This is a genomic window from Streptomyces sp. NPDC044061 (assembly GCF_056434305.1).
This window is the reverse complement of sequence record NZ_JBWKFL010000064.1, coordinates 1-25,381: the sequence shown is the minus strand read 5'-3', so window position 1 is coordinate 25,381 and position 25,381 is coordinate 1. Positions and strand designations below refer to the sequence as shown.

At 70.4% G+C, this 25,381-nt stretch carries 19 protein-coding genes and 2 pseudogenes; 11 read left to right on the top strand and 10 right to left on the bottom strand.

The features are described 5' to 3' along the window. Window positions 1-293: 293 nt before the first annotated feature. Window positions 294-446: a hypothetical protein gene (locus AC07CM_RS45635; RefSeq protein ID WP_478882474.1), complete on the top strand. Its 153-nt coding sequence runs from the start codon at window positions 294-296 to the stop codon at window positions 444-446. Window positions 447-473: 27 nt separating this feature from the next. On the opposite strand, the gene AC07CM_RS45630 is transcribed toward AC07CM_RS45635, so the two are convergent. Continuing rightward, a complete protein-coding gene (locus AC07CM_RS45630) occupies window positions 474-1,559 on the bottom strand; it encodes a DUF5937 family protein (RefSeq protein ID WP_478882473.1) in 1,086 nt (361 codons plus the stop codon). A 100-nt stretch (window positions 1,560-1,659) separates the two neighbouring features. On the opposite strand from AC07CM_RS45630, the gene AC07CM_RS45625 reads away from it, so the two are divergent. Further along, window positions 1,660-2,976 carry an MFS transporter gene (locus AC07CM_RS45625; protein ID WP_478882472.1) on the top strand — a complete coding sequence of 439 codons (1,317 nt, stop codon included), beginning with the start codon at window positions 1,660-1,662 and terminating at the stop codon, window positions 2,974-2,976. Between the two features lie 168 nt (window positions 2,977-3,144). Here the strand turns inward: AC07CM_RS45625 and AC07CM_RS45620 are convergent. Then, window positions 3,145-3,402, bottom strand: a pseudogene (locus AC07CM_RS45620) (TetR/AcrR family transcriptional regulator C-terminal domain-containing protein); the annotation flags it as partial. Between AC07CM_RS45620 and AC07CM_RS45615 the strand changes: the two are divergent. Both AC07CM_RS45615 and AC07CM_RS45610 read left to right on the top strand, forming a co-directional pair. Further along, a pseudogene (locus AC07CM_RS45615) lies at window positions 3,403-4,809 on the top strand (CocE/NonD family hydrolase); the annotation flags it as partial. A 513-nt stretch (window positions 4,810-5,322) separates the two neighbouring features. Continuing rightward, window positions 5,323-6,507 (top strand): beta-ketoacyl-[acyl-carrier-protein] synthase family protein, encoded by a 1,185-nt coding sequence (locus tag AC07CM_RS45610; RefSeq protein WP_478882471.1) that lies wholly within the window; start codon window positions 5,323-5,325, stop codon window positions 6,505-6,507. 176 nt (window positions 6,508-6,683) lie between these two features. On the opposite strand, the gene AC07CM_RS45605 is transcribed toward AC07CM_RS45610, so the two are convergent. The 4 genes from AC07CM_RS45605 to AC07CM_RS45590 form a co-directional block, all read right to left on the bottom strand. Then, window positions 6,684-8,846 (bottom strand): ATP-binding SpoIIE family protein phosphatase, encoded by a 2,163-nt coding sequence (locus tag AC07CM_RS45605; protein ID WP_478882470.1) that lies wholly within the window; start codon window positions 8,844-8,846, stop codon window positions 6,684-6,686. A 795-nt stretch (window positions 8,847-9,641) separates the two neighbouring features. Beyond that, window positions 9,642-12,167, bottom strand: coding sequence for a SpoIIE family protein phosphatase (locus tag AC07CM_RS45600; protein ID WP_478882469.1), 2,526 nt, complete (start codon window positions 12,165-12,167; stop codon window positions 9,642-9,644). 254 nt (window positions 12,168-12,421) lie between these two features. Beyond that, window positions 12,422-12,589: a hypothetical protein gene (locus AC07CM_RS45595; RefSeq protein ID WP_478882468.1), complete on the bottom strand. Its 168-nt coding sequence runs from the start codon at window positions 12,587-12,589 to the stop codon at window positions 12,422-12,424. A gap of 252 nt (window positions 12,590-12,841) precedes the next feature. Beyond that, on the bottom strand, window positions 12,842-13,516 hold the full coding sequence (locus AC07CM_RS45590) for a hypothetical protein (RefSeq protein WP_478882467.1): 675 nt from the start codon (window positions 13,514-13,516) through the stop codon (window positions 12,842-12,844). A gap of 419 nt (window positions 13,517-13,935) precedes the next feature. Between AC07CM_RS45590 and AC07CM_RS45585 the strand changes: the two genes are divergently transcribed. The 6 genes from AC07CM_RS45585 to AC07CM_RS45560 all read left to right on the top strand — a co-directional run bounded on the left by AC07CM_RS45585 (window position 13,936) and on the right by AC07CM_RS45560 (window position 21,126). Continuing rightward, complete coding sequence (locus AC07CM_RS45585; RefSeq protein ID WP_478882466.1) at window positions 13,936-15,135, top strand: enoyl-[acyl-carrier-protein] reductase FabV; 1,200 nt, start codon at window positions 13,936-13,938, stop codon at window positions 15,133-15,135. A 507-nt stretch (window positions 15,136-15,642) separates the two neighbouring features. Continuing rightward, a complete protein-coding gene (locus AC07CM_RS45580) occupies window positions 15,643-17,631 on the top strand; it encodes an ATP-binding cassette domain-containing protein (RefSeq protein ID WP_478882465.1) in 1,989 nt (662 codons plus the stop codon). Between the two features lie 265 nt (window positions 17,632-17,896). Continuing rightward, window positions 17,897-18,478 (top strand): class I SAM-dependent methyltransferase, encoded by a 582-nt coding sequence (locus AC07CM_RS45575; RefSeq protein WP_478882464.1) that lies wholly within the window; start codon window positions 17,897-17,899, stop codon window positions 18,476-18,478. Between the two features lie 111 nt (window positions 18,479-18,589). Further along, window positions 18,590-19,348, top strand: coding sequence for an SDR family NAD(P)-dependent oxidoreductase (locus tag AC07CM_RS45570; protein WP_478882463.1), 759 nt, complete (start codon window positions 18,590-18,592; stop codon window positions 19,346-19,348). Window positions 19,349-19,652: 304 nt separating this feature from the next. After that, a complete protein-coding gene (locus AC07CM_RS45565; RefSeq protein ID WP_478882462.1) occupies window positions 19,653-20,114 on the top strand; it encodes a hypothetical protein in 462 nt (153 codons plus the stop codon). Between the two features lie 190 nt (window positions 20,115-20,304). Then, entirely contained in the window at window positions 20,305-21,126 is an 822-nt protein-coding gene (locus AC07CM_RS45560; RefSeq protein WP_478882461.1) for a restriction endonuclease, read from the top strand. Window positions 21,127-21,165: 39 nt separating this feature from the next. Here AC07CM_RS45560 and AC07CM_RS45555 read toward each other — a convergent pair whose 3' ends face one another. The 4 genes from AC07CM_RS45555 to AC07CM_RS45540 form a co-directional block, all read right to left on the bottom strand. Then, entirely contained in the window at window positions 21,166-21,714 is a 549-nt protein-coding gene (locus AC07CM_RS45555) for a hypothetical protein (RefSeq protein ID WP_478882460.1), read from the bottom strand. A gap of 178 nt (window positions 21,715-21,892) precedes the next feature. Beyond that, window positions 21,893-22,474, bottom strand: coding sequence for a GNAT family N-acetyltransferase (locus AC07CM_RS45550; protein ID WP_478882459.1), 582 nt, complete (start codon window positions 22,472-22,474; stop codon window positions 21,893-21,895). Window positions 22,475-22,523: 49 nt separating this feature from the next. Then, complete coding sequence (locus tag AC07CM_RS45545; protein ID WP_478882458.1) at window positions 22,524-22,913, bottom strand: VOC family protein; 390 nt, start codon at window positions 22,911-22,913, stop codon at window positions 22,524-22,526. 371 nt (window positions 22,914-23,284) lie between these two features. Further along, window positions 23,285-23,716, bottom strand: a complete 432-nt coding sequence (locus AC07CM_RS45540; protein ID WP_478882457.1) for an SRPBCC family protein — start codon at window positions 23,714-23,716, stop codon at window positions 23,285-23,287. Between the two features lie 448 nt (window positions 23,717-24,164). On the opposite strand from AC07CM_RS45540, the gene AC07CM_RS45535 reads away from it, so the two are divergent. Next, window positions 24,165-24,683 (top strand): hypothetical protein, encoded by a 519-nt coding sequence (locus AC07CM_RS45535; protein WP_478882456.1) that lies wholly within the window; start codon window positions 24,165-24,167, stop codon window positions 24,681-24,683. Window positions 24,684-25,381: the final 698 nt, after the last annotated feature.

Here is a 25,381-nt window from a genome sequence, read left to right as displayed (position 1 = left end):
CGGCCGATGCGGCCGCTTCCGCCGACGGCCTGGTCCGCCGCAGGGATCCGGACTTGCCCGCAGGGCCCGTGAGCAGCGCGGGACGGCTCGGCCGGCCGGGATCCGCGTGTTCGGTGCCCCGCTGTGCCCCGGCACGGACTCACTGGTGTGCCCCGGGCCGTGTCGCGACCGGGCGGGTGACGATCGTGGTCGCCCGATCGAAGCACGGGGTCGTGCCCCCGTGGTGCGGCAGGACTCGTCGAGACGGGGCTGGTGCCGGCCACTGCCCGCCGCCCGACCGGGCCCTGGTCCGCGTGACACTCCTGGCGCGAGCTGGTCGGGGTTCCGATGCATGCTGGGGGCTGATCGTCGACGACCTGACTGTCCGGGAACTCCTCACACCGCACCGGCTCGACGCCCTGATCGACGCAGTGGTGACGCGCTTCCTGCCGGAGTCGACCGCCTGACGTGCGCGGCCCGTGCGCCGGGGCCACTCAGCGCAGTACGGCCGCCAGCAGGTCGGTGCCCAGCGCCGTCAGGTCGGGCAGATTGAGGGTGTGGCGGACGTAGCGGCCCTGCCGTCGGGCCGTGAGGAGGCCCGCGCGGCGCAGGACGGCCAGATGGCGGGAGACCTCGGGGGGCGAGAGCTCCCAGGCGTGGGCCAGCTCGCCGGTGGTGTGCGGGCCGCGGGCCAGGGTGCGCAGCAGCCTCAGCCGTACCGGATGGGCGAGCGCCTCCAGCCGTAGCGTCACCGTTTCCAGCGGTACCGGCTCCGACGGAGTCGGCTCGGCCACGGGGTACTGCACCACCGGATGCCAACCGGGGGCGTGGACCGCCACCAGGTGCGGGCGGCCGAAGACACTGGGAATGAAGGTGACTCCACTGTCGCGGGCGGCGGTCGCCTTGTCCTGCACCTTGTCCACGACGATGCAGTCGCCGTCCGGTGCCAGGGTGACCGCGCCGGAGACCGAGGCGAGCGCCGCCCCGAGGCCCTGACGCTTCAGCAGGTCGTTCTTCAGGCGCAGGTCGGTGGCGAGTCGCACGGCGGCGCCCGACCAGGCGGCGTCGAAGAACGCCGCGGCGCACTGTTCGAGGGTGTGGCGCACCCGCGCCCGTACCGCGGCCGGGTCCGCGAGCAGCCGTTCCGCGAAGGCCTCCTGCAGTGCGCCGCGGGCCTGGGCCACGTCCAGGGCGCGCTCGCGCGCGGTCGCGTCGGTGAGCGGAGACGTCCCGGCGAAGTGGACCCGGTTGCTGCCGCACGTGGTGACGAGCGCAGCGGTCACGTACCTCTCGTCGTCGATCCGGTCCACGTCGTCCAGCTCCTCGGCGAGGGTCGGCCGGGGCCGGCCGGGGATCAGGAAGTCGGCCTGTGAGGAGCGCCAGAGGAACTCCGCCTCCCTGAGCCGCTCGGCCAGCTCCGGCGGCAGCCCGGCCCAGACGTCCCCGGCCCAGCCGGCGAGCTGCGGATGATGCCCGGGTTCTGCCAGCACATGCAGCATCGCGGTCAGCTCGGCCAGCGGGGAGGCGGCGAACCGCACCCGCTCGGCCGGCAGGCCGCTGATGTCGATCCTCAACGTCATCCCCTCATCATCACGGCCTGGACGGCCGTCGCCGCCGTCGGTTGACGGTTCTCGTCAACCGACGTGCCCGGCAGTTCGGTTGTCCGCACTGTCTGACGCCATGGCAACCACATCCAAGATTCGGCCCCGCGCCCTCGTCCGTGCCTCCGGAGGCCCCCGCTATGCCGTCGCCCTGGCCGTGGACGCGCTCGGCACCGGACTGCTGCGGCCGTTCCTGCTCCTGTACGGGGTGACGGTGCTGAGGCTGTCCGCGCCGGTCACCGGCACCGCCATGACGGCCGGCGTCGTCGCGGGTCTGGTGTGCGTGCCCGCCGTGGGCCGATGGCTGGACCTGGGCGCACGCAGCACGGTCGTGGCGTCGTCGATGCTGGTACGGGTGCTTGGGGTGGCGCTGTTGCTGGCCACCCCTGCGGAGCACGTATGGCCGTTCGCCGCGGCGGCGCTCTTCCTCGGCATGGGCAACCAGGCCTGGCCGGCCGCCCACGCGGCTGTCGTGGCCACGCTCGCCCACGGCCGGGAACGGGACACCGCGCTCGCGGCAGGCCGCGCCCTGCGGAACGCCGCGCTGGGCGTGGGCGCGCTCATCGCCACGGTGATCCTCGCGGGCGGCACCACCGCCCTGCGGGCGCTGGCAGCCGTCACCGGGCTCGCCTATCTCACCGCGGCGGCCCTGGCCTGGTCGGTCCGGCTGCACGCGCGTCCGGCCGCCGCCCCGGGCAAGGAGGCCGGTGACGGCCCCGCGCCCCGGATGCGCGCGCTGCTCGCAGCCAACGTCGTCTACGCCTTCTGCCTCAACGTCCCCGAGATCGCGCTCCCCCTCATCCTGGTGACACAGCTGCACGCATCCCCGGTGTGGTCGGCGGCGATCTTCGTCGGCAACACGATGCTGGTGGTCACCCTGCAGGTGCCGGTCACCGTCCTGATGTCCCGGTTCTCCCGGCGGACGGCGCTGGCTCTCGCAGGCGTGATACTCACCGCCTCCTACCTCGGCTTCCTCGCGGCCACCCCACTGGGCCACGGCTGGGGTGCCCCGGCCGTCGCCACGGTGTCCGTGGTCTGCACCGTTGGCGAGATCGTCTACGCCGGCAGCGCCACCGCGCTCGTCACCCACCTCGCCCCCGCCCATGCCCTGGGACGCGTCCTCGCCCGCTTCGAACTCTCCACGGGCTTCGGGCTCGCCGTCTCGCCGGCGGCCATCACTGCCCTCGCGCCCCACGGCCCGGCCGCTCTGTGGGGCAGCCTCGCCGTCGCGACGTTTCTGTCCGCCTCCGCCGTCGCCACCGAGAAGGACGGGAGCGGCAAGGACGACGAGGGTACGGCCGCGCCCCGCTTGCGCCACGACCCGGCCGCCGTGCGGCAGTACGGCGGCAAGCGGGATGCCCTGCCACGAGACCGGACTGATCCGCTTCTACCGTGAGCCGTGCTGTGATCCGCGTGCTGCCCCGTCAGATCCCACTCGGCAGGCAGCTGGTCAACCGCCAAAACGGATCTGGGGCAGCCTTCGTCGCGGGCGGGGCCTCGGCGAGGCCGACGGACTGTTCCTCGCAGGCACCGCGAGCGGGACGACAGCGGCAGGTGCGTGGCTTCAGTCGGTATCGAGGCCGTCGATCAGGCGGTTGAGGAACCGGGTGAAGGTGGCGTCGGGGGTGAGGGGGCGTCCGGGGGCCGAGAGGGCTTCGGCGAGTTCCGGGTGGCAGCCGTCGGCGGCGACAGCGGCGAGGTAGCGAGCCTCGGCTGCTGCCCGCTCCGGTGCTCGTGAGACTGCGGCCTGCGCGATCTCATGGGCAACGTGCCCGGCCACGAATGCGGTGAGCTGGGCGAAGACCTCCAGCTTCGCCGCACCCACATGGTCCTGCAGAGCTGCCGCGGCACCGGCGGTTCGGGCGGCGTGTTCGACCTGTGGCGCAACGAGGCCGCCGACGGCCAGGCCACGGTGTCCTGGCTGCGCGAGCAACCCTGGTTCAACGGAACACTCGGGACCATCGGCCCCAGTTACCTGGGCTACGTGCAATGGGCGCTCGCCTCGGCCCCGCCGCCAGAGCCGAAGGCGATGGTGGTGCAGGTGGGGCTGCACGATCCCTACGCCCTGTTCCACACAGACGGAGTGCTGAACCTGGAGAACGCCCTCGCCGTCGGCGTGGGCATGACCTACCAGCACCGGGGCACGGCACCGTTCCTCCGGGCGACGCTGCGCCTGTGGCGCCGTCTGCGCGACGTCACCACCGCGCAACCCCTGCGTGGGGCGTATGTGTCAGCCCTCGGGCGCGAACTGCCCTGGCTGGACGACGTCATGACACACCCGGACGCCGACGACGCGTGCTGGCGCGGCGCGTCGCTGGCGGAGTCGGCGGAGCGGCTCCGCATCCCCACAGCTCTGATCACCGGATGGCACGACGCACTGGTCGACCAGACCTTCGGGCAGTACGACCGGCTGCGCCAGGCCGGATGTGAGACCGCCCTGCTCGTCGGTCCCTGGACCCACACATCCGCCCCGCAGCAAGGATGGCCCGAGGTATTCACCGAAAGCCTCGCATGGCTGCGCGCCCATCTGTACGGCGATCCCTCCGGCCTGCGTCCCACAGCGGCGCGTGTGCACATCGGCGGCGAAAACACCTGGCGGGACCTCGACGACTGGCCGCCGGCCGCGGTTGCCACCTCGTGGTACCCCCTCCCCGGCGGGCATCTCAGCCGGCAGGCCCCCGCCGACTCCGCACCCCTGACGGCGTTCCGCTACGACCCGACCGACCCCACTCCCTCCCTCGGCGGCCCACTGCTCTCCCGCACCGCAGGCCCCCGGGACAACGGCACTCTGGAGGCGCGAGACGACGTCCTCACCTTCACCGGCCCACCACTGACCGAGCCCATGGACATCCTGGGCCCTGTCTCCGCACGACTGAGCATCTCCACGGACACCGGACACGCCGGCGTCTTCACCCGCCTGTGCGACGTGGACCCACAAGGCCGCGGCGTCAACGTCTGTGACGGCTTCGGCCGACTGCGGACGACCGGACAGGCACCCTCGCAGCTCACAGTGCCGATGAGTTCCACTGCCCACCGCTTCCCCGTCGGCCACCGCATCCGCTGGCAGATCAGCGCAGGCGCCCACCCACGCTACGCCCGCAATCCCGGCACCGGTGAGTCGACGGTGGACGCCACCACTTTCACACCGGTTCGCATCACACTCCACACGGACTCGGCACTGGCACTGGCACTGGCACTGGCACTTCCCAGCAGCTCCGGGCTCGCGTAATCCATCAGCCCTCCGGGGAACGGTCGACGAGCCGGGCCGTCCGACTCCCGGGTTTCGGCGAGCACAGACCGCACTGGGCAACGGGTGGTTCCGGCGCCGGAGCCCGGGCGAGCCGCGTCCGGATGAGTGAGAGCGGTCACAGAGCCCTCCGGCGCGGCCCCGTGAAGCCTGGTGCGTGCCGAGTGTCGTATCCGGTCGGCAGCACCTATCCCCCACCGCCGCCCAGCAATCACCTCGGGGACGCCAGGGGTTGAACTGACGGTGCGTCAGGGTCGATCTACCGAATCGCTCCGGGCACCCCGGTCTCAGCGGTGTGCGCCGTCTCACACACTCAAAACGCCACCCAAGTTGCGTGCATCACAGCCGAAATGTCCATTTGGCGTCCATGCTCGAAACGGATGCCGACGCCGAAATAGGGCGTATTGGTGTCAACTTGGGTGTGAAGTGCCGAAGTGACTCATGACACAGCACTCGTGATGTTCTCCCTAGTTTCCCCCCAGAAAGGTGCCCATCATGGCCGCTTACCTCTGCCCTCCTGCCGTCATACACGGCGAGCACGCCGTGGAGACCAGCCAGATCGTGGCGGAGGTGCGCGACCGGCACCCGCACGCGGCGTGGGCGCCGCGGATCGACGGCATCGCGGCCAGTACCGGCATCGAGAGCCGCGGGTGGATGCTGCCGCTGGAGACCGCCGTCGCGCCCGGCAACGGCAACGGGCTGCGGGCTGCGGGCATCGACCGGGCCCAAGAGGCGCTGGCCCGCGACGGGTTCACCGAGCAGGACGTGGAACGTGTGATCGCCGCCCTCGAGGCGATACCCGCGCCGCAGACCGTCCAGGAGCGCACCGCACCGGCCTGGGAAGCCGTGCAGAACTACGGGGAGCGTGCGGCGCGCGGGGCTCTGCAGATCGCCGGGCTGGACGCCGCAGACGTCGACTGCCTGATCACCAGCAACTCGACCACCCCGGCGCTGCCGGGTCTGGACATCGCCCTGGCCAACAGGCTTTCGCTCCGCAACGACGCGATGCTGCTGCCTGCCACGCAGTGGGCCTGCATCGCGGGGACCCGCTCGCTGGCGCTGGCGGCGGATCTCGTGGCCGCGGACCCCGACCGGGTGGTCCTGGTCGTGATCGCGGAGGCGCTGAGCACGACCTACCAGCCCGCGGACGACACCCTCGAGTCCCTGATCGTCCGGTTGCTGTTCGCGGACACCGCGGTCGCCACGGTGGTCACGGGCCGGCCGAGGCCCGAGTCGATGCTGCGGCTGGACGCCGCCTGGCACCACACCCTGCCCGGCACCCAGGACCTGCACCGCCTGGAGACGCGGGCGGACGGCACCCACTTCGTGATGGACCGGCGTGGGCCGCGCGCCGTGCAGGAGACGGTCACCGCGATGTGGGAGTGGCTGCGCGTGCGGTACCAGGACCACGCCGACTCGTGGCACCCCGACGTGCTGCTCGCGCACCCCGGTGGGACCCGCGTGCTGGAGTACATGGAGCAGACGATGCCCGACGCCTGGCCGTCGGGGCTGCTGGACTACAGCCGGGACAGCTACACCAGCGGCAACCGCGGAGGCGCCGCCGTGTTCGACATCATGCGACGGGCGTACGACGCCGGGCAGAAGCCGGGCAGTCGTGCCGTCCTGTACGCGGCTGCCCCTGGCCTCACTGCCACCGCCCTGGACGGGGAGTGGCTGTAGCGCGACCCTGCGCCACCCGTAACAGTGAGTGAGCCGCCCGCGCCACCGGTCACGCCACCCGCGTACCGCTGAGGGCGCCGTCCGTACCGTCGGTGGCGCCGGCTACCGCCGCGCGCACGCCGCCCGTACCTTCGCCGCGCCCCCCTGCGACGGCCGCGCCCCGCCCCGCGGCCGTGTCACCTCGCGACTTCCGCCCAGATCACCTTGCCGGTGTCCGTCCACCGCACCCCCCACCGCGTGGTGAGCCTGTGCACGATGCGCAGGCCACGCCCACCGTCGTCGAGCAGGCCGCCCACGCCGAGCCGCGGCCTGCCGTTGCCGGTGTCACCCACCTCGCACAGCAGGCCGTGACCGGATCTGATCAGCCGTACCGTGATGGGACCGGTGGCGAAGCGGACCGCGTTCGTGACCAGCTCGCTGACCAGCAGCAGCACGTTGTCCCGGGTGTGGTCCCTGGTAGGCCATTGCCGCAGCAGCGCGGAGACATGCGCGCGGGCCCGGGCGGGCGCGTCGTAGCGGGCCGGCAGACGCCAGGTCGCGGTGTCCCCCTTGCGGTAGCCGATCATGCGCGCAAGCAGCAGGGTCACGTCGTCGCGCTGACGCACGGGCGCCAGCGTGGAGACCACGCGCCGTGCGGCCTGCTGCAGGGCGTCCCAGGGGTGCACCGTGGACACGGCGTCCGCCAGCCTGCCGATGCCCTCGTCGATCGAGACGGCGGGATCCTCCACCAGGCCGTCGGTGTAGAGGGCGAGCACGGAACCCGGGGGTGCATCGAACGTGTGCACGTCAAACGGCTCCCGCAGGGCGAACTCGGCGCCCAGGCCGGGATGAGGACGGACGTCGAGCGGGCCCGCGTGCCCGTCCGGAGACACCAGCACCGGGGGGAGGTGGCCGGCGCTGGACAGCGCCACGCGGTGGCTGACCGGGTCGTATAGGGCGATGCAGCAGGTCGACCCGAGGGCGCTGTAGCCGGCAGCCAGTCCGGACTCCGGGTCGTCCAGCAGCGTCACGGTCTCGTCCAGGTGCTCCAGCACCTCGTCGGGCGCCAATCCCGCGGAGAGCAGCGCGCGGGCCTCCATGCTCAGCTGGCCCATGGTCGCCGCGGCTCCCAGGCCGTGGCCGACGACGTCACCGACCACCAGCGCGGTACGGCCGTCCGGCAGCGGAAAGCTGTTCACCCAGTCGCCGCCGACGCCCGCGCTGTCGGGGGTGGCGGGCTGGTAGATGCTCGCGATCTCGATGGTGTCGCCGCCGATCCGGGGCAGCAGCCGGCGCTGCAACGCCAGCACCTGCGTGTGCTCGCGCTGGTGCTGACGGGCCAGGTCGACGTGGTGGGCGGTCCTGGCCACCAGTTCCTGCAGGTCGAACAGCTCGCTGTCGCGGAAGGGGGAGTCCGCCCGCCGCCAGATCTCCGCCACGCCCAGTACGACAGGCGGCGCGCAGTCCAGGACCAGCGGTATGCACGCCACACCCGCCGATCGGTCACCGGGCACCAGGGCACGCATCACCCGGGGACTGCCGAGCACCCGCTCGACCGCCTCCCGGTCGGGCATGACGATGGCCTGCGGGGCATCGTCCCGCCGTACCGCCTGGGCCAGCAGGCGACTCGCGTCGCTGGGAAGATCGTCGCCCGGAGTCACATACCCCTCGGGCCACGCCCGGTCCGGTACCAGGGCCGCCCTCCGCAGCCGGATGCGCCCGTGCGCCTGCTCGGCGACACCCTCGCCCGTCCACACGGCGAAGTCGAGGTCGACGGCGGCCACGTCTCCCCAGGCCAGCAGGGACTCCGCCAGTGACTGCGCGGTCTCGCCGATGTCCAGCGACGTGCCGATCGCGGTCTCGGCGGCGTACAGGTGCAGCCTCTTGGCCATGGCGATCACGGACACGGTCAGGCCTTCCTGAGGCGCCGCGGCGGGCAGGATGCTCAGCGAGACCACCAGCTCCGACCCGTCACCGCGCTGCAGGCGCTGGATCCGGGCGACGTGCGCCTCACCGGTTTCCAGGACCTGCCGCAACCGCCGTGTGACCGTCGGTACGTCCCCGGGAGGCAGGAGATCGACGAAAGGGCTCCCGGGCACGGCGTCGACGCCCGCGAAGACGGGGGCCTCCAGATTGGAGCGGGTGACTCTCAGATCCCTGTCCAGGTTGACCGCGCCGAGGATCTGCTCCTGACGGGCGGCTTCCGGGGTGTCGGGAACGCGCTGGCGGGTGGTGCGGTCACCCTGCGCCTCGGCAGGACCGGCGGCCGCTGCCGCTCCGCCGCGCGGGATGTAGCGCCCCAGGGCACTGCTGACCATGTCGAACGGCGACGAGGACGAGGGGGAGGATGTGGAGTCCATGCGGCTCTCTCAGCTCGCTCGCCAGTCCCCGGCGCAGAGCCGGGGCCGTACCCGAACCCGTGCGAGCGGGGCCCCGAGATCCCTGACCGCACACCTCATTCAATAACACCAGGTGCCGCTTCGCCCACACCAGCGGATCAGGCGGTGAACACGGACCCGCGAGAGGGAACGTCGCGGCCGGTGGGGCGGTACGCACCTTGCCGGGGGCCGTCGTCCGCCTGGACGGGACGGCCGCCGCAGGGCCCCGGGCGCCCCGGGCGCCGTCGGGTCGGTGAGGTCCGGGCACGTGCCGCCGTGCAGGGCGATCGGCGCGGTGAAGGTGCCGCCGGCGGTCCGGCTGCCTCGCCGCGAAAGCGTGCGGGCGGGAGCGGTGGTGCGTGCCCCCACGGGCAGGCCGGGTCACTTTCGTTCAACGAATGTTCCGCGTGGACCGACCGCGGGCCTGGCTCCAGGATGAGGTCGTCGTCACACGACGGCGCCACACGTGTTCAGGAGGCGGAACGGCCCCCGGCTCGAAGCCCGGCCGGCTCAGCCTCGGGCTGTCCCGGCCACCATGGCCACGAACCGCTCGAACAGGACGAGCCGGTTCCCTCTTTCCACCTGCCTGAGCGGCTGAAGCACGCATCGAGTGCAGTCCATCGGCAGTTTCGGCCGCTGGTCGAACGCAAGATGCACGGCGCCCGCCTGCTCTCCCTCGACCACCCGGTCACCGACGGCAGCACCCTCACCGGCCTCCTCGCCCGCCGGCCCAGAACCTGCCCCTGTCGTGGCCCGCGAACGACCACGAGGCCCTCATCAGCGCCCCGATGTGGAGTCGTCGTAGCGGTCCCCCACGGTCTCCTTGGGATGTGGATGTGGGCCGTGGTCGACACTGTGCTCGGTGAGCAGTAGGGCGATGTCGTCGGCCCGGTAGGGCGAGCGGCGGGCATTGTGCAGGATCCGATCGGCGAGCTCGTCCAGTGAGTCCGCACGGGTGTGGGCCAGCGATGCGCGCAAGCGGTCGATCCCCACGTCGATGTCGGTGCCGGGTTCCTCCACCAAACCGTCGGTGTAGAGGGCGAGAACGGATCCCGGCGGGAGGGCGACACGCGTCTGGGTGTAGGCGCTCGCGTGATCCACGCCCAGGAGTGGGCCGACATCCAGGTCGATGGCGTCGGTCGTACCGTCGGGGCGACGCAGCAGAGGAGGAGGGTGGCCGGCGGTGACCGCGTAGGCGTACCGGCCGTGGGCTTCGAGGTGGATGTAGCAGCAGCTCGCCAGCAGGTTGGAGTCGAGGTCGATCAGGGTTCGGTTGACACCGGTCATCATGTCGCCGGGCGTATGTCCCGCAGCTGCGAAAGCCCGTACCGCGCTGCGCAACTGGGCCATGGTGGCAGCGGCAGCGATGCTGTGCCCCTCTACGTCGCCGATGACGAGATGGGCCCCATTGGCGGTGGGGATGACGTCGTACCAGTCGCCACCGATGTCCATACCGCTGGTGGCGGGCAGATAGCGTGCGACGGTGCGGATACCTCGGACTGTTGGCAGCCGGTGCGGCAGGAGCGCCTGTTGCAGGCCGTGCGCGACGGCGAACTCCGAGTCGTAGAGCCGGGCTCGTTCCAGGGCCTGGGCAATCAGCCCGGCGAGTGCGGTCAGAACGCCGCGGTCCTTCTCGGTGAAGTGGTGGATCTCGTCGAAGCCGAGCACGCAGGTGCCGACCGGGCGGCCGGAGGCGATCAACGGCAGATACGCCCAGGAGCTCACCTGCCCCATGAGGATCCCCGGGTAACCCCGGGCGAGATCCTGCTGCGACTCGATGAACAGCGGAGAACCGGAGGTCAGAGTCTCCGTTCCCGGCATTCGGGCGTGCAGCGGAACGCCCTCCAGCCAGTCGAGGAATTGTTCGTGGCGGCCGGTGTGATGGAGCAGGTGCATCGTTCCGCTGCGGACCACATAGATCGCCATCTGCTGGCCCCCGAAGGCCGGCAGGAGCTGGTCGGAGACGACTTGGCACACTTGGCGCGTGGTGACTGCCTCCGTCAGCGCGCTGCTCAGCTGCAGGACGTGGTACATGACGCCCAAACGCGCCGGTGCGGCGGCGGGTGCCGCAGTGACCGGTGAAGCGGACACTGCACCGGCCGATGGGGCCTGGGTGGTGGGCGCCACCCAGCAGGTCACCCCGTCCGGCCGTGGGTGGAGGGAGAAGGCGAGCCACTGGTCGGGCCTTCGGCTCACCAGAAAGGACGAAGGTGTCTGCGAGATCATTGCGGACCGGTGCCGGTATTCGACGCCAGGGTCGGACAGCCACGGCAGCACATCCCAGAGGAAGCGGCCCAGTACCTCCTCGGCGGTGATGTCCAGCAATCGTAGGGCGCTGTGGTTGGCATAGGTGACCCGCCCGTCCGGGGCGAGGGCGAACAGCCCGTCCCGTAGCCGTTCGACCGCGGCGACGGCCGCAGTGCCGACCTGAGCATCCACGACCGCGCCGACCAGTTGGGTACCGAGGCGGGCGGCGTCGGCTTCCGCGGCGCGTCCCCACAGCTCGACCGTGCGATAGCCTCCGCCGCCGTCGCCACGATGTCTTACGCGCATCCGATGCGCAGTGCTCTGGCCCTCGCTCGCCGCCTCCCTGGCGCAGGCCCGAAAAGCTGCTCGATCACCAGGGTGCAGGCACGCAGCAAGCGTTTCGACTCGTCCGTCGAAAGCATCGGGGTCGAGACCGAAGATCGCGCAGAGCGCGTCGTCCACGCTGAGAGTGCCGGAGCCGAGGTCCCAGTTGAACAACCCCACCCGCACAGCTCCTGCCGAGGGAGCCGGCCTCTCCACGGGAGCCGTCTTCGGGCCGCACTCCACAGGAGTCCCGGTGCGGTCCTGGATTGAGGCCAGACGGTCACCCAGCCGGCTGGCCACGCTCCGCAGGTGGCGGCGCTGGGCCTTGGACAGCCCTTCACTGCCCGGCGATGCCGGCCACACGATCGCCAGCGATCCGAAGCGTTCCCCACCTGCCCGCACCGGCACCGAGCAGGAGCCGAAGGCGTACGGCAGAGCCACCGCGAGCTGGGGATACCGCTGCATCGTCTCATCCGCGTTTGCCAGGTGAACCGTGCGCCCGGACTTATATGCCACGGCGGCTGGGATGGGACTGTTCACCGCAATGAGGCGCCAGCCGCCCAGCAGGGAAGGCGGCACACCACATGTCGCCGCGAGCACGATCGACCGGCGGTCGCGGGAGCGGACGAAGATGCTCCCCGCATAGGCGCTCGTTCCCTGGACGGCTTCTACGACGGCCTCGGAGAGCAAGTCCTCGAGTTCCGCCGCCTGGCCGACGGTCATCCCGCGCATACATCCAGTGTGCGCTGGTCAGGCCGCCGGCGACCAAGGTGAAAGCACGGTGATGGTGGCCCGCCCGGCGAGGCTGTCCCGGTGCAGCCGATCGGCTCGGGTGCAGCGCCGGCTGTCGGCGTCGTCCAGTAAGTGTGTACCCAAACGTCCGACGACTCGACGCCCGAAGTTGCAGGGCGAGCCCACTGCTGGTCTCGCGGTACCTGGAGTAGACACCTACATTTCCACAGGTCAACGTGTCCTTCCGGGTGGTTTCAGCGGTGCCTTCGGCAGTTCTCCGCGAGCAGCGGGGCGCCGCCGTAGTCCTTGACCTCGCCGAAGCGGCTGTCCGACGTCCAGTCCTCGCGGTTCATGTTGATCGTCGACCTGCTGAGCGGCTGTGGCCTGCGGAACGGCGAGGCGGCGGCTGTGGACGTCAACATCGGGGCGCAAGCGTCTCGACGCGCGGTCGCTTCGCCGGTTGCGCAACCGGCTGGACAGGGACGGCTGCGCTCAGGGCCCTGTTCCCCACGAACGACAGCGCGCTGGGTTCAAGCGGGTCGGCCACCGTGCACCACGTATCGGCCACGAGGCCCCTTGCCGGTCCACGAACCGCGACCGCTCGGGCTGAAGGCGCTGCCGAGCCGCCTCGCGGGTGTACAGGCCACGAGGCAGCCGGGCGCGCGATCGGTGGATCAGCCGTGGACGACGAACGTCTTGGCCCTACCGGAGCGGCTGGAGCAGGACTGCTTCTCCTCAGCGGTCATCTTCCTGGACTTGACGACCACCGCGTTGCTCTGACCGTCCGTCCCGTTCGGGGCGGGACCGGTGACGACGTCGGGGACGAACCAGAAGTAGTGGCCCCACTTCCGGTCGTCGTAGTGGGTCTGCCAGGTACCGGAGACGGTCTGCATCACCTGCGCTCGGGAAATCCAGCCGACTTCACCGGGTTTCACCGTCATGTTGACGGAGCTGGTCTCCGCGTGCGTGCTCGACCAGGTGTGGCTGTAGGTCGCCGTCACGCTGAGGTCGATGATTCCCGCTATCTTGCCGCCGGCGGTCACGGAGACGCCCGCCGAGTCCGTGGAACCGACCGTGTCGGACCAGGTCATCGACTGGGTGGCAGGCGAGGTGCTGCAGTTGTAGAGCGAGTCGGAGACTCGGTGGAAGTCTCCGAGATACGCCTGGCCCAACTGCGGGTCGTTGAAGGTGCACTTCCCTTGGCCCGAGTCGCAGTCGGCCATGAGCTGTGCCCGGGTCGGCTGGTCGTCGGCCGAGGCCGGAACGGCTATTGCCGCGACCATACCCAGGGCAGCCGCTGAGAGCGCCAGCGTCCGTCCGCCATAGCGCATCCTGCGGTGGTTCGCCATACATGTGCCTTTCGCTGTGCATGAGGGGGGTCGGCGATCGCAGGAAGAGCGACTGAAGTCACCTCGATCGCCGCCTGTTGCGATCCAGGAGACGCAACAACTGACTTATCTACACCACCAGTTGATGAAATCCCAGCCGTGGACGGCCTTCTGCCTGTAAAAGATCGGCGGGACCCGCTTGGCCCCCCGCGATGAGGTGCCACTCCCCCGGTCCAGCCGTATGAGACATCGACAAGATTTTTGAGCGGCCCCTGGCACATGTCCCCACATCCGCACGCGGGTTGACCGGACAGGAAGGAGGCCTGGCCGACCTGGAGCGGGCCCGTGGCTTCATCGCCCGATGAAGCCGTCGGATCGCCGCCCGGTGCCGGTGGCGCGCGTTCTTCCCCGGCGATGACCTCCCAGCACGAAGGAAATCGATGGCTCTCCGCGAGATCAAGCCCGGCAACCGTGGCTTCCTTTACGTCAACTCCCACCCCGAGGGCTGCGCCGCCGTCGTCGACGAGTTGTGGCAGCGCACCGCCGCGCCCACCAGCCCGGACGTCGCGGCGGGGCCGGTTGCCCTGATCATCGGCTCCAGCGCCGGTTACGGCCTCGCCGCCACCGTCGCCGCGCTGCGCACCTACGGTATGCGCGGACTCGGCATCGCCTTCGAGGCCCCCGAGACCGAACGCCGTACCGCCTCCGGCGGCTGGTACCGGACGGCCCGCACCGCAGCACTCGCCGGGCCGGACAGCGATTTCGCCTTCCTCAACACAGACGCCTTCTCCGTCGCGGCCAAGGAGCAGGCACTGGACCACCTCACCGCCCGGTACGGCAAGGTCGACCACCTCATCTACACCGTCGCCGCGCCCCGCCGCACCGATCCTGTCACCGGTGAGGTCCACAACTCGGCGATCAAGCCCCTGGGATCCGCCTACCGGGCCAAGACCCTGCAGTTCGACGGCGACACCCCACTCGTCGGTTCACTGGAGCTCGAGCCCGCCGTCGACGGGGAGCGCGACGCGACCGTGCAGGTCATGGGGGGCGCCGACTGGAAGCTGTGGATCGACGCCCTGGCGGAGCGTGATCTCATCCACGACGGCTTCCACACGGTGGCGCTCTCCTACGTGGGCTCGGACCTGACCGCGCCGATCTACCGGGCCGGCACGATCGGCGCGGCCAAGCAGCACCTGGAGGACACAGCCCGCCGCCTTCAGCGGGACTTGGCTCCGCTCGGCGGACAGGCCCACACCGTGGTCGCCGGCGCGGCCGTCACCCAGGCCTCGACCGCCATCCCGTCCATCGCCCTCTACACCAGCCTTCTCCGTGCCGTCCTCGGCGACGACTTCCAGAGCACCGCTCAGCAGGCCGCCGCCCTTTGGCAACAGCTCACTGGCGCGACGCCGCTCCAGCTCGACCAGGAGCAGCGGATCCGCCTCGACGGCTGGGAGATGGACGACGAGGTCCAGGACGCCGTCCACGAACGCTGGGCAGCCGCGACCACCGACAGCCTGGCCGAACTCGCGGACACCGGCTGGTTCCAGGCGCAGGTTGGTCAGCTCTACGGGTGGCACGTCCCCGGAACCGACTACGGCGCCCCGGCCCAGACCACGGTTCCCTGGCCGGCCACGTTCTGAGCCGGCAGGTGGTCATCCGCGACCCCACGCGAACCACTCAGGCAGGTCCCCCCTGTGCGGCTCACCGGGAACGCGGCCCCGGCGCACGGATGCTCGGCGCAGTGGACGAAGCGTTGGCGGCTCACACCCCTGAGGACACGCTCGGCGTTTTGGCCACCGCCGCTCCAGCCCCGGGCCCTTGCACCAGAAGGGTCGATGCAACCCGCACGCTCCGGCGTGCGCTCAATCGCGGGGATACCAAGACGACCGAAACACATGTGTTCGAAATTCCGGCTGATTCGTTGAGCCGCAGGAACCAGCCGCACAACCGTCAAGGGGGACCGCGTTGACTTCGGCCAACACACAAGCAGAACCGACTCCCGACAGCCTCGCCCAGGACGAAGGGAGCCCGTCCCGCGACGAGTCCAGCCACAGGGTTCCTGGGCAGATGAGCACGCCCACGAGGGCGCAGCGGCTGCCCACGCCGGCTCTCCGGGCGCTGAGCCGGTCCGGACCGGGAGGCGCCCTGTGAAGAGGTTCTTCGGACGCGTACAGATGGCCGAGCCGGAGGTCTCCGATGCCGAGCAGGAGCTTTTCGGCGGCCCTTTGCGCTACGACTTCGGCTGGTCGGAACACGAGCGTGCCCGACTCGACCTGACGATGATGTCGGCTCTGCGCTCCATGCCCAGGCTGGTCGGGGCCACCTTACGGATGGCGTGGCAGGCGGACCGCCGCGCCCTGCTCTCGGTCGCCGTCAGCGAGATCGGGCAGGGTGTCGCCGCGGCCGTCGGTTTGCTCGCGGTCAACTCCGTCATGCACGCGCTGCTCGGCTCGGGTACCCCTGGGCAGCGGTTGCAGGCGGTACTGCCGGGCCTGCTCGCCGCCGCCGGAGCAGCCGTGGTCAACTCGGGCCTGGCCGGATGGTCCACCTCGCGCGCGGGCCGGCTGGAGCCGCTGGTCGAGCGGATCGCCACGACCCAGTACCTGGCCGCGGCCGCGTCAGTGGAGCTTGAGGCCATCGAGGACCCGGAGTTCCGGCGGCTGATCGACGTCGCCCAGTACGGCGCCGGATCCGCACGCCGCATGATCGGCGCCTGCGTGGCCGCCCTGAACGGGACCATCTCCCTGATCTCCACGGCCGGCGTCCTCACCATCCTCCATCCGGTCCTCCTGCCGATGCTGATCCTGATCGCGGCCCCGCGCGGCTGGGGTGCGATGCGGGTGGCACAGGAACGGTACGTGTCGGTGATGAGCTGGATCGAGCACGTGCGGGCCGGCCGCCTCATCGGCAACCTGCTCACGGAGCGCACCGCCGCTCAGGAGGTGCGCATCCACGCCGTCGGGCCGTTCCTGCTCAGCCGCTACGAGCGGATGGCCGAGAGCGCCGAGGCGGAGCAGGAGCGGCTGGCTTCCAGCAAAGCCGTCACCGAGTGGGTGGCTGCCGCGCTGTCCGGCCTCGCCCTGGCAGGGACGTACGCGGCCATGTTCCTGCTGATCATGAGCGGACACATGAGTCTGGCCGTGGCCGGGACGGCCGTCATCGCCGTCCGGTCCGGCTCGGCGAGCCTGGGGGCGCTGGTGATGAACGTGAACCAGCTGCACGAGGAGTCCCTCTACGTCCGCGACCATGCCCGGTTCCTGGACGAGGCGGAGCGACGCACCATTCCCAGCGGGGGCGATCCCGTTCCACCGCGGGTGAGACAGGTCGTCCTCGACAAGGTCGGCTACCGCTACCCGGACCGGGAGACTCCCGCCCTGGACGGGGTCTCACTCACCCTGCCCATGGGTTCGGTCACCGCCGTGGTCGGTGAGAACGGCTCCGGCAAGAGCACTCTGATGAAGGTGTTGTCGGGCCTGCTGCTGCCGCAGGACGGGTCCGTGCGGTGGGGTGAAGCCGACGTCGCCGCCCTCGACCGCTCCGAAGTCTTCGGCCGCGTCGCGCTGCTCACCCAGGACTTCCAACGCTGGCCTGTGACAGCGGCGTTGAACATCCGGATCGGCCGTCCCGCCCAGGAAGCCGATCCCGAGGACCTGCTGCCGTCCGTCGACTACGCGGATGCCGGACCGGTCATCGCGAAGCTGCCCGACGGGCTTCGAAGTCTGCTCGCCAGGATGTTCCGCGGCGCCAGCGAACTCTCCGGTGGCGAGTGGCAGAAGATCGGACTCGCCCGAACCCACTGGCGCAGCTCCACCTCGGATGACGACAGCGTGCTCATCGTGGACGAGCCCACCTCGGCGCTCGACCCGGAAGCCGAGATCGCCGCCTTCGACCGCATCCGCCGACTCGCCGCCCCGAACTGCGCCGTCGTCCTGGTCACCCATCGCATGTCCGGCGTCCGCCACGCCGACCGCATCTACGTCCTGCACCACGGACGGCTCGTCGAGCACGGCAGCCACGACGAACTCATGGCCGCCCAAGGGCGCTACGCCTCGATGTTCGACGCGCAGGCCGCCCAGTACGCGCCCGCAGGCTCCATCCCCCGCCCGGGCTCCCCCACCGTCGCAGATCCCGCATGACCCGTACGCAAGGCTGAGCGTGACGGGTCCTCCCACCGCCGCCCATGACGCCCATGAACACGAGCCCAGCACACTGCGGCACCGGCTCGTCGATCAGCTCTGAGCCGGCTGCCCCGCTCGTCCGGGCAGCCGGGGCCACCACGGATGTTCCGGCGGCCCCCCGCACCGCAATGGCTCCTCCCCTGGTGCTGCCACGTTTCTCAGCCCCCGTCGCCCGACCAGGACCACGGCCCCGGCTGTCCCTCCCGCTCGTAAAAGGAGACGAATGACAACCACCCCAGCCACCGCCAACCACTGGGAGCAGCTCTGGGCCGGCGGGCGCCGGTACCGGAAGGTCACCAGCGCCGAGGCCACGCTGCTGGCCGACCATGTCGGACCGGGCCGCGGGCGCCCGGCACTCGACATCGGCACCGGCGAGCCCCCCCCCCCCCGCCAACTTGACCAGCTCGGTTACCGCACCACCGGCATCGACTTCGCGCCCAGCGCCATCGCCGCAGCCCGGAACACCCGATTTCCCCAGCACGGCGACCGGCCGGCCTGGCGTCTCATGGACTTCGCCACGGACGACCTGCGCGCCCTGCCGGATCCCGCCTACGCGGTCGTCACCTGCCGCCTGGTCTACCGGTGGATGGACGACAAGCCGGCCTTCCTCGACCGCGTCCGGCGGGTCCTCGCCCCTGGTGGAACCTTCTGGGTCGTCACCGAAGTCTCCGGCCGCCGTGAGGCCCGTGATCCCAACCAGCACCTCGGAATCAGCCCCGCCGAAGCCGAGATCCTGACCGCGGGCTGGTCCGTCGTACGCGCCGCCGATCTCGACGTGCTGCGGTGCTACGCACTCCGACCCTGACCGTGCACAGCACATGTGGGTGCTCGCACCCAAGTTGTGGGAAGACCTGCTCGCGCGGTACGGGCGAACAGGCGTGTTGATCGTGCCACCGTCTGCTGACAGGCTGTCGCCGTGGATCTGGGACTTGCGGGGAAGACAGCCTTCATCACCGGGGGAAGCAGCGGTATCGGGCTGGCCATTGGCCGGGCGCTGCAGGAAGAGGGAGCGACGGTGACCGTCTGCGGACGGGACCCACAAAGGCTGAAGGAGTCAGGACTGCCCGGCCTCCAGGCGGACGTCACCGATCCGGACGCGCTCGCCCGCGCCGTCGACCGGGCGGCCGAGCAGATGGGCGGGCTCGATCTGCTGGTGGCCAACGCCGGCGGTGCGCACGGCGGCGGGCTGATGGATTCGACACCCGAGGACTGGCTGCGGACGTACGAGTTGAACGTGCTGCACGCCGCCCACGCCATCCGCACCGCAGTGCCGCACTTCGAGGGGCGCGGCGGCGGCAGCGCCCTCATTGTGGCCTCGATCACGGGATGGAAGCCCGGCCCCAAGTCGTCGTACGCCACGGCGAAAGCGGCGGAGATCCACCTTGCCTCCACACTCGGCCAGGAACTGGGCCCGCGCAACATCCGGGTGAATGCGCTCAGTCCGGGTTCGGTGATGTTCGAGGGCGGCGGGTGGGCCGGGTTCCGGGACAACCGCCCGGAGCAGTACGAGGCTTTCGCCCGCGACGACTTCCCCCGGGCCCGGCTGGTCGAGCTGCACGAAGTCGCTGACGTGGCCTGCTTCCTGCTGTCGGCCCGCGCCGGCGGGGTCAACGGCACCAATATCTGCGTGGACGGCGCCCAGGACCACCCGAGCGCGGGCCGATTCTTTCCGTAGACGTGCCGACCAGGATTCGCGCCGCACCCGGACCGCCGGCCACCCCCCGAAGACACCCCGACACCCTGCCCGCCGGCCTGTGGCCACCACCATGACAACCTCCGGCGCCTGGTCCGGTTCCCCGGCACCGAGCCCAGTCACCGCCCACCGCGGCGCTGAGCACGGTTCCGGCCCGGGCGTTCACCGCTGACCCCACCCCGTGCGCCGACAGCGGCGCACCATTCCGTGGCGGAGCGGGAGAGGGGGCGCGCACCCGGTACGGCCGAACGTGTTTGCGGCCCGAGCGAGGGGCAACGCGAAGTCCATGACTGAACCGAACAGGCAGACGAACGAAGAGCACGCAGCCAAGGGTGCGGCCGCATCCAAGGCCCGGCGCGCTGCGGACAAGGCGACAGCCCCCGCCGCACGGGCGGCAAAGGGCGCCGCTGACAAGGCGTCTGACGCCACAGCGGCTGCCAAGGCCGAGGCCGAGCGCTCCGCCGACACGGTCGGCGGGGCTGCGCAAGGCGCGGCCCGCGGCGTCGAGGCGGGCCGCCAGGCACTTGTCGCCACGACCGGCCAGGTCGCGGCCTCGGCCAGGGCGGCCACCGGACATGTCGCCGCCACGGCGAAGACGGCCTGGACGGTGATCGCCCACCGCAGGCTGCTCGCCGCCGGTGTGGGTGCCGGCGTGACCGCGCTGACGGCCGCGTCGTACGCAGTGGGCCGCCGTTCCGGCCGGCACACCCACGGTCCGATCACCCGGCTCACCGGCGGCCGCATCTGACGCCCCGCACGCGCGGTGGGCCGGCGCGGCCCATCATGGCGGGCCCACCGCGCGGAGCCCGGCAAGGGTCTGCAGCCCACCCCACGACCGCGCAGGGAACATAGCCCGGGCCGCACCACGATGAACCGCCCCGCCTGGGGCACAAGCCCAAGTGATCTTCATCGAAGACCGCTTGGGAGGAACCACCACCGTGACCGCGCCCACCCGCCCGCTGCGACCGTTGCGCCGCCGTCGACGCTTCGACCTGCGCACGACGGCCCTGTTCTTCATCCTTCTCGCTCTCCTGCTGAGCCTTGCGGGACTGGTCGCCCGCACCGTCGCGGCCGTGGCGCAGCGCCGTCCCGCCTGGGCGGTGATCCTGTTTCTCCTCGCTCTTGCCGGCACGGTCGCCTGCCACCGCGGCCGACGCCGCCGGTCGGCACGCAAACTCCTACAGCGCGCCACGGAGGCCCTCGAGGAAGCAGCCGAGACAGCGGCCGACGCCCTCGACGAGACGCCGGTCGCCGCCCCGGAGGGGGCTGCCGGTCCGCCCCTGACGTCCGGCTTCGCCACCGTGGAGGAGACATTCGTCCCCGCGACGGCTTCCGCGTCGCACACCACGGACTACGCGGACTACGCGGACTTCGTGGCCCTGGAACCGGACGAGTTCGAGCAGGTGATAGCCCGCCTGTGTGCCCGCGACGGCTGTACTGACGTCGAAGTGGTCGGCGGCGCAGGCGACTTGGGCGCCGACGTCACCGGGGTGACGCCGCACGGACACCTCCTCGTCGTCCAGTGCAAGCGGTACGGCGACGGCCACAAGGTCGGCTCCCAAGACCTGCAGCGCTTCGGCGGCACCTGCTTCACCGTCCACCAAGCCGACATCGCCGTCCTCGTCACCACCGGCGACTTCACGGCACCAGCCGCCGAGTACGCGCGGCAGTGCGGAATCGTGTGCGTGGATGCCGAGGCACTGCGGGCATGGCAGTGCGGTACGGGGCCGCGCCCGTGGGAGCTACCGAGCGAGGGCTGACCCCCGTAAGCCGCCGCCGAAGTCCTGATGTCTTCCGAGTCAACGACGGTCCCTGGACCCTGCGCACTCGTTCAGGAGGGCACCGAAGGCCACGCCGACGAAGTCGGCTGAGAACAGACGCGGGACGGCGGCGCGATCCGGCGACGTGATCACGTAGTGCCGCGCGAGGTAGGAGAGATCTCCCCAGCGTTCCCGGTGATGGGCTCGCATCAGGACCTGGCCGCATCTCGTACAGGCGATCCACGGTACGAGGACGAGGCCGGCCAGGTCCTGGTCGAAACCATCCGCTGCCTCGTCGGTGGTATCGCCGCCGCGCTCGACCAATATCAGCTGGGCCGACACCTCGTCCCGAGGGCATTGAAGGATCCGGGGCGTGAGCGCCTCCCTCTCGCCCCATACTTCCGCGAGTACGGAGAGCTGAGCCCTGACCGTCTCGCTGATCGGCACCTGGTGGGCGAGGATCCCGGAAACGAGCAGACCAAGGCCCGCCTCCTGCTCCCCGATGTCCCAACAATCCTTGATCTCCTGGGCCTCGGCTTCCGGCAGCAGGGCAACGAGGTGACTCCAGGCAACGACGTCATCGACCACCCAGCCGACGCTACCGGCCCGCGCTGACACCCAGGCGCAGGAGGCGGATGATCAGCGTCGCGATCGCCGCGAAGCCCATGCACCTCCTGGTCGCCGCACACCTACGGCCGCCGGCCCTGCGGCCATTGCGCAACCCGACGGCTGCACCACGCCGTGGCCTCTCCTCCCTCCGCGTCCGTTACGGCTCCGGGTCAGTCGCGAGGCGGGCGTGAAGATGGCAGTCACGGAAGGCGTCCCGACGGCCGGCCTCCCACATCGCGCCGCGCAGCGTCCCCTCGTAGCGGAATCCGCATCGCTCGGCGACCTTGCACGACGCCTCGTGGCCCACGGCGTGGTCGAGTTCCAGGCGGTGCAGGCGCAGGTCCGTGAACGCCCAGCGGACGATCAGTGCGAGGGCGCGGGTGGCGACGCCCTGGCCGCGTGCCTCGGGCAGCACCCAGTAGCCGACGCAGGCCGACCGCATTGCGCGGTCGATCCGGCTGACGCCGATGTGTCCGAGCGCCGTGCCGCTGTCCGCGTCTTCCACGCAGAACGCGGCCCCCATACCGGCCTCGGCCGCCTCGGCCTTGCTCTGCAGGGTGACGCGGGCGGCTGCCAGATCCGCGATGGGGCGCAGCGGGGTGTTCCAGCGCTGAAACTCCGGGTCGCAGCAACCGCGGAGGAACGTCTCGACATCTGTCTCGTCGGTGGGATCCCACCGACGAAGTCGCAGGCCACGGTCGCGTATGGAGGAGTTGAGAGTCGGGGTGTCAGTCGTCATTCGGTCATTGAACAACAACGTGTGGGTCAACTGGCTGGGCGCGCACGGCTCAGCTGCGTTCCTGCACGAGCTTCACGCGGTGCCTCTCGGGGTCGCGCAGCCAGGCATATCGAAGACGTCCGTCCGGAGAGTCGGTCGGATTCGTCAGTGGCTCGCCTCCTGCGTCGAGCGCCGTCCGATGCAAGCCGTCAACATCGGTGCACCACAACACAACCTCGGTGTTCTCCCCGGGCGTCGTGGCGATGCCGAAAAGCTCGCTGCCCACGCGGGCCGAGCTGAACCCGATCCGGAAGCCCGCAGCCTTCACCTCGACCTGGTGAGGCTCGCCGTTGGACGGGAAACGGAACTTCTCCGCCATCCCGAGGCTACGGAAGAACGCCGCGCAGCGCTCCACATCGTGGCACCACAGGTTCACTTGAACAGCCTCGAACACCGCCATGCTCGTACGCTGCTCGCCCATGATGAACTCGCGTACGGGCTGCCGGCTGGAGGCCGGTGCGCATCAACTCGGCCCAATTCGGGTCCGAGCTTCACATGGAGGTGACCCGCACGCGACATCCCGGTCGCCGAGGCCGGTCACGGCATCCGCCTTGCCTCCTTCGACCTCGACGCCCTGCGTTGCCTGCTGCCACGCCGAGACCATGGGCAACGCCTCCGCCGCCCAGCCGCGCCGGTCCCTGACCGATGCTCACGTTGCCGAGTTCTTCGTTCAGGTGGACTGCTACGGCCGCCCGCGAGGTGTCTCGCCGCCGGGCGTCACGGCTCGGGACGTCAGTGCGGCAAGCTCGGCCAGGTGGTGCAGCGAGTTGGTCAGATGCTCAGGCCCGAACGGCGGGAACTGGATGTACTCCCGGATGAACTGCGGCACCGCCGACCAGTCGTAGGTGAGAGTGACCTCGGTCTCGGAGGAACCGAGCGGTGCAAGGTCGTAACGCCAGCTCCAACCGCCGAATCCAGGTGACCGTCGCCCCTCTCCTGCCCCGTCAGCCAGCCGATGGCGCGCGGCGGGTCGAGCACCTGGACCTTGTTGGCCACCTGGTAGCCCCCATCTGGATGGTTGGCGTGGTACATGTCCATCCGGAAAATCTGCCCCACCTCGGTCAGCGGCGCCCGGTCGACGGATTCCTGAACCCAGCCGGTGCCATCGATCGCCGAATGGGTCGTCGGGTCCGCCAGCACCGCGAACACCCTCGCTGCAGGCACGGCGACAGTCAGGGTGGCGCTCACGTTCTCCTGGTCCACGGTGTGCACGCTCCTTGTCATCTCATCTCGGGCCGCCCGCAGATGCGGAAGGGGGCCATTCCCCATGCAGACGACGCGGGGAGGCGGAACTCATCGGTCGAGTGATCGGAACCCGCAGCAAGTGACAGACCCAGGTCTGTGACCTGGGCTTTGGCGCCGCCAGGCTGCGCCAGTGGTGCCAGCCTGTGCCAGTCGGTGCCAGTGCGGGCTCGCGGAGTCCGTACCGGATCCAGGTTGGTGCCACCCGGAGGCGGCCCACGAGAGTCTCATCCAGCACGGTGCAGTCCGCTGGCGCTCTGTACGGGTGACATCGCCCGTGTCGCTGTAGTTATGGAGTGAGATGTTGCGACATTTTAGTCCGACAGGAATTCACTCCTCCTATCTGCCGCAGGAAAGGACTGCTATGAAAAGGGTCGGAATCAGCACAGCCCTGACTTTCGCTGCTGCCGTGGCGCTGATGGGCGCGACAGCAGGTCAGGCCTCCGCAGCACTCGGCCACGATCCTGAATTCCCGGGGGGCGGCACCATTATCATTAATAACGGGTATTACGGTGACATCACCAACAAGGGGAACGGTAATACCAATAATATTCACATCGGAAATGGCCAGGGTGGCACGCAAGGGGGTACCGGTATCACCCAGGGCGGCACCAACAACGTGCAGAGCGCCATGCTGGGCGGCGAGAACAACACCCAGGGCGGTGCCCAGGGCGGCACCAACAACGTGCAGGGCGGTACGCAGGGCGGCACCCGCAACACCGACACCCAGGGCGGGACGCAGGGTGGCACCAACAACACTCAGGGCGGTACACAGAGCGGCACCCGGAACACGCAGGGCGGCACGCAGAGCGGCACCAACAACACCCAGGGCGGCACGACGGGCGCGGTCATCGCCGACGAAGCCGACAAGATGATCGCGGGCACGTTCAAGATGCTCAACGACCGGATGATGACGCCGCTGTCATGACGTACGAGTCCCCTGGACTGACGGACGAGTCAGCTGACGGCTCAGCACCACACGCCCGGGGGGCTCGTCGCTATCGCATCGGGCCGTACCTGCCGGCCGATGGGTTGTTCCAGCCGACAGTCCGGCAATTCCCTGATGCCATCGCGCAGGATCAGGCTCTTCTCTGAGCAGGTACTCATGTGGCTCCCGCGGCTCCCGCATCTTCCGGTGCGGGAGCCGCGGCATTTCTGAGAGATCATGCCCGGCCCGCGGAACTGTTGCGTCATCGACCAGCTCTTCAGCTCCCCGCTCCGCATGGCCGCTCGTGGGCCGGGCCGGTCGGGGCGTGGTGCGGCCCTGCCGACGGTCACGGTGGCCCGGTAGCGGGCGGGCCGCCGCAGGCCCGGATGAGGGGGGCAGGGGAGGAAGCTCAGCCTGGTGTTCTGGACGGGCGGGGTGCCCCGGCGCAATCCCAGCGACGAGGGGCCAGGCTGGGCGCGTGGAGTGCCGGACGGGGCCTTCCCTTTCTTGGTGGAGGGGGGTGTCAGCCGCTTGGTCCGCTGGTCGGGGGACGTACAGCGGGCGCCTGGCGGGCTGAAATGGATTTACCGAAAGGGAATCCACCCCCACCAGGAACTACCTAGAACTACGAGGTTTCTCATGATCAACGCTCGACGTCACATGGCCCGCATCGCAGGCATCTCCTGCATCGCCGCTCT

Coding starts and splice junctions, on each gene's coding strand:
- AC07CM_RS45625 (WP_478882472.1), top strand. CDS start 1,660: ATGGCAACCACATCCAAGATTCGGCCCCGCGCCCTCGTCCGTGCCTCC.
- AC07CM_RS45585 (WP_478882466.1), top strand. CDS start 13,936: ATGGCTCTCCGCGAGATCAAGCCCGGCAACCGTGGCTTCCTTTACGTC.
- AC07CM_RS45600 (WP_478882469.1), bottom strand. CDS start 12,167: ATGCGCGGGATGACCGTCGGCCAGGCGGCGGAACTCGAGGACTTGCTC.
- AC07CM_RS45575 (WP_478882464.1), top strand. CDS start 17,897: ATGACAACCACCCCAGCCACCGCCAACCACTGGGAGCAGCTCTGGGCC.
- AC07CM_RS45610 (WP_478882471.1), top strand. CDS start 5,323: ATGGCCGCTTACCTCTGCCCTCCTGCCGTCATACACGGCGAGCACGCC.
- AC07CM_RS45605 (WP_478882470.1), bottom strand. CDS start 8,846: ATGGACTCCACATCCTCCCCCTCGTCCTCGTCGCCGTTCGACATGGTC.
- AC07CM_RS45595 (WP_478882468.1), bottom strand. CDS start 12,589: ATGTTGACGTCCACAGCCGCCGCCTCGCCGTTCCGCAGGCCACAGCCG.
- AC07CM_RS45590 (WP_478882467.1), bottom strand. CDS start 13,516: ATGGCGAACCACCGCAGGATGCGCTATGGCGGACGGACGCTGGCGCTC.
- AC07CM_RS45565 (WP_478882462.1), top strand. CDS start 19,653: ATGACTGAACCGAACAGGCAGACGAACGAAGAGCACGCAGCCAAGGGT.
- AC07CM_RS45630 (WP_478882473.1), bottom strand. CDS start 1,559: ATGACGTTGAGGATCGACATCAGCGGCCTGCCGGCCGAGCGGGTGCGG.
- AC07CM_RS45545 (WP_478882458.1), bottom strand. CDS start 22,913: ATGGCGGTGTTCGAGGCTGTTCAAGTGAACCTGTGGTGCCACGATGTG.
- AC07CM_RS45550 (WP_478882459.1), bottom strand. CDS start 22,474: ATGACGACTGACACCCCGACTCTCAACTCCTCCATACGCGACCGTGGC.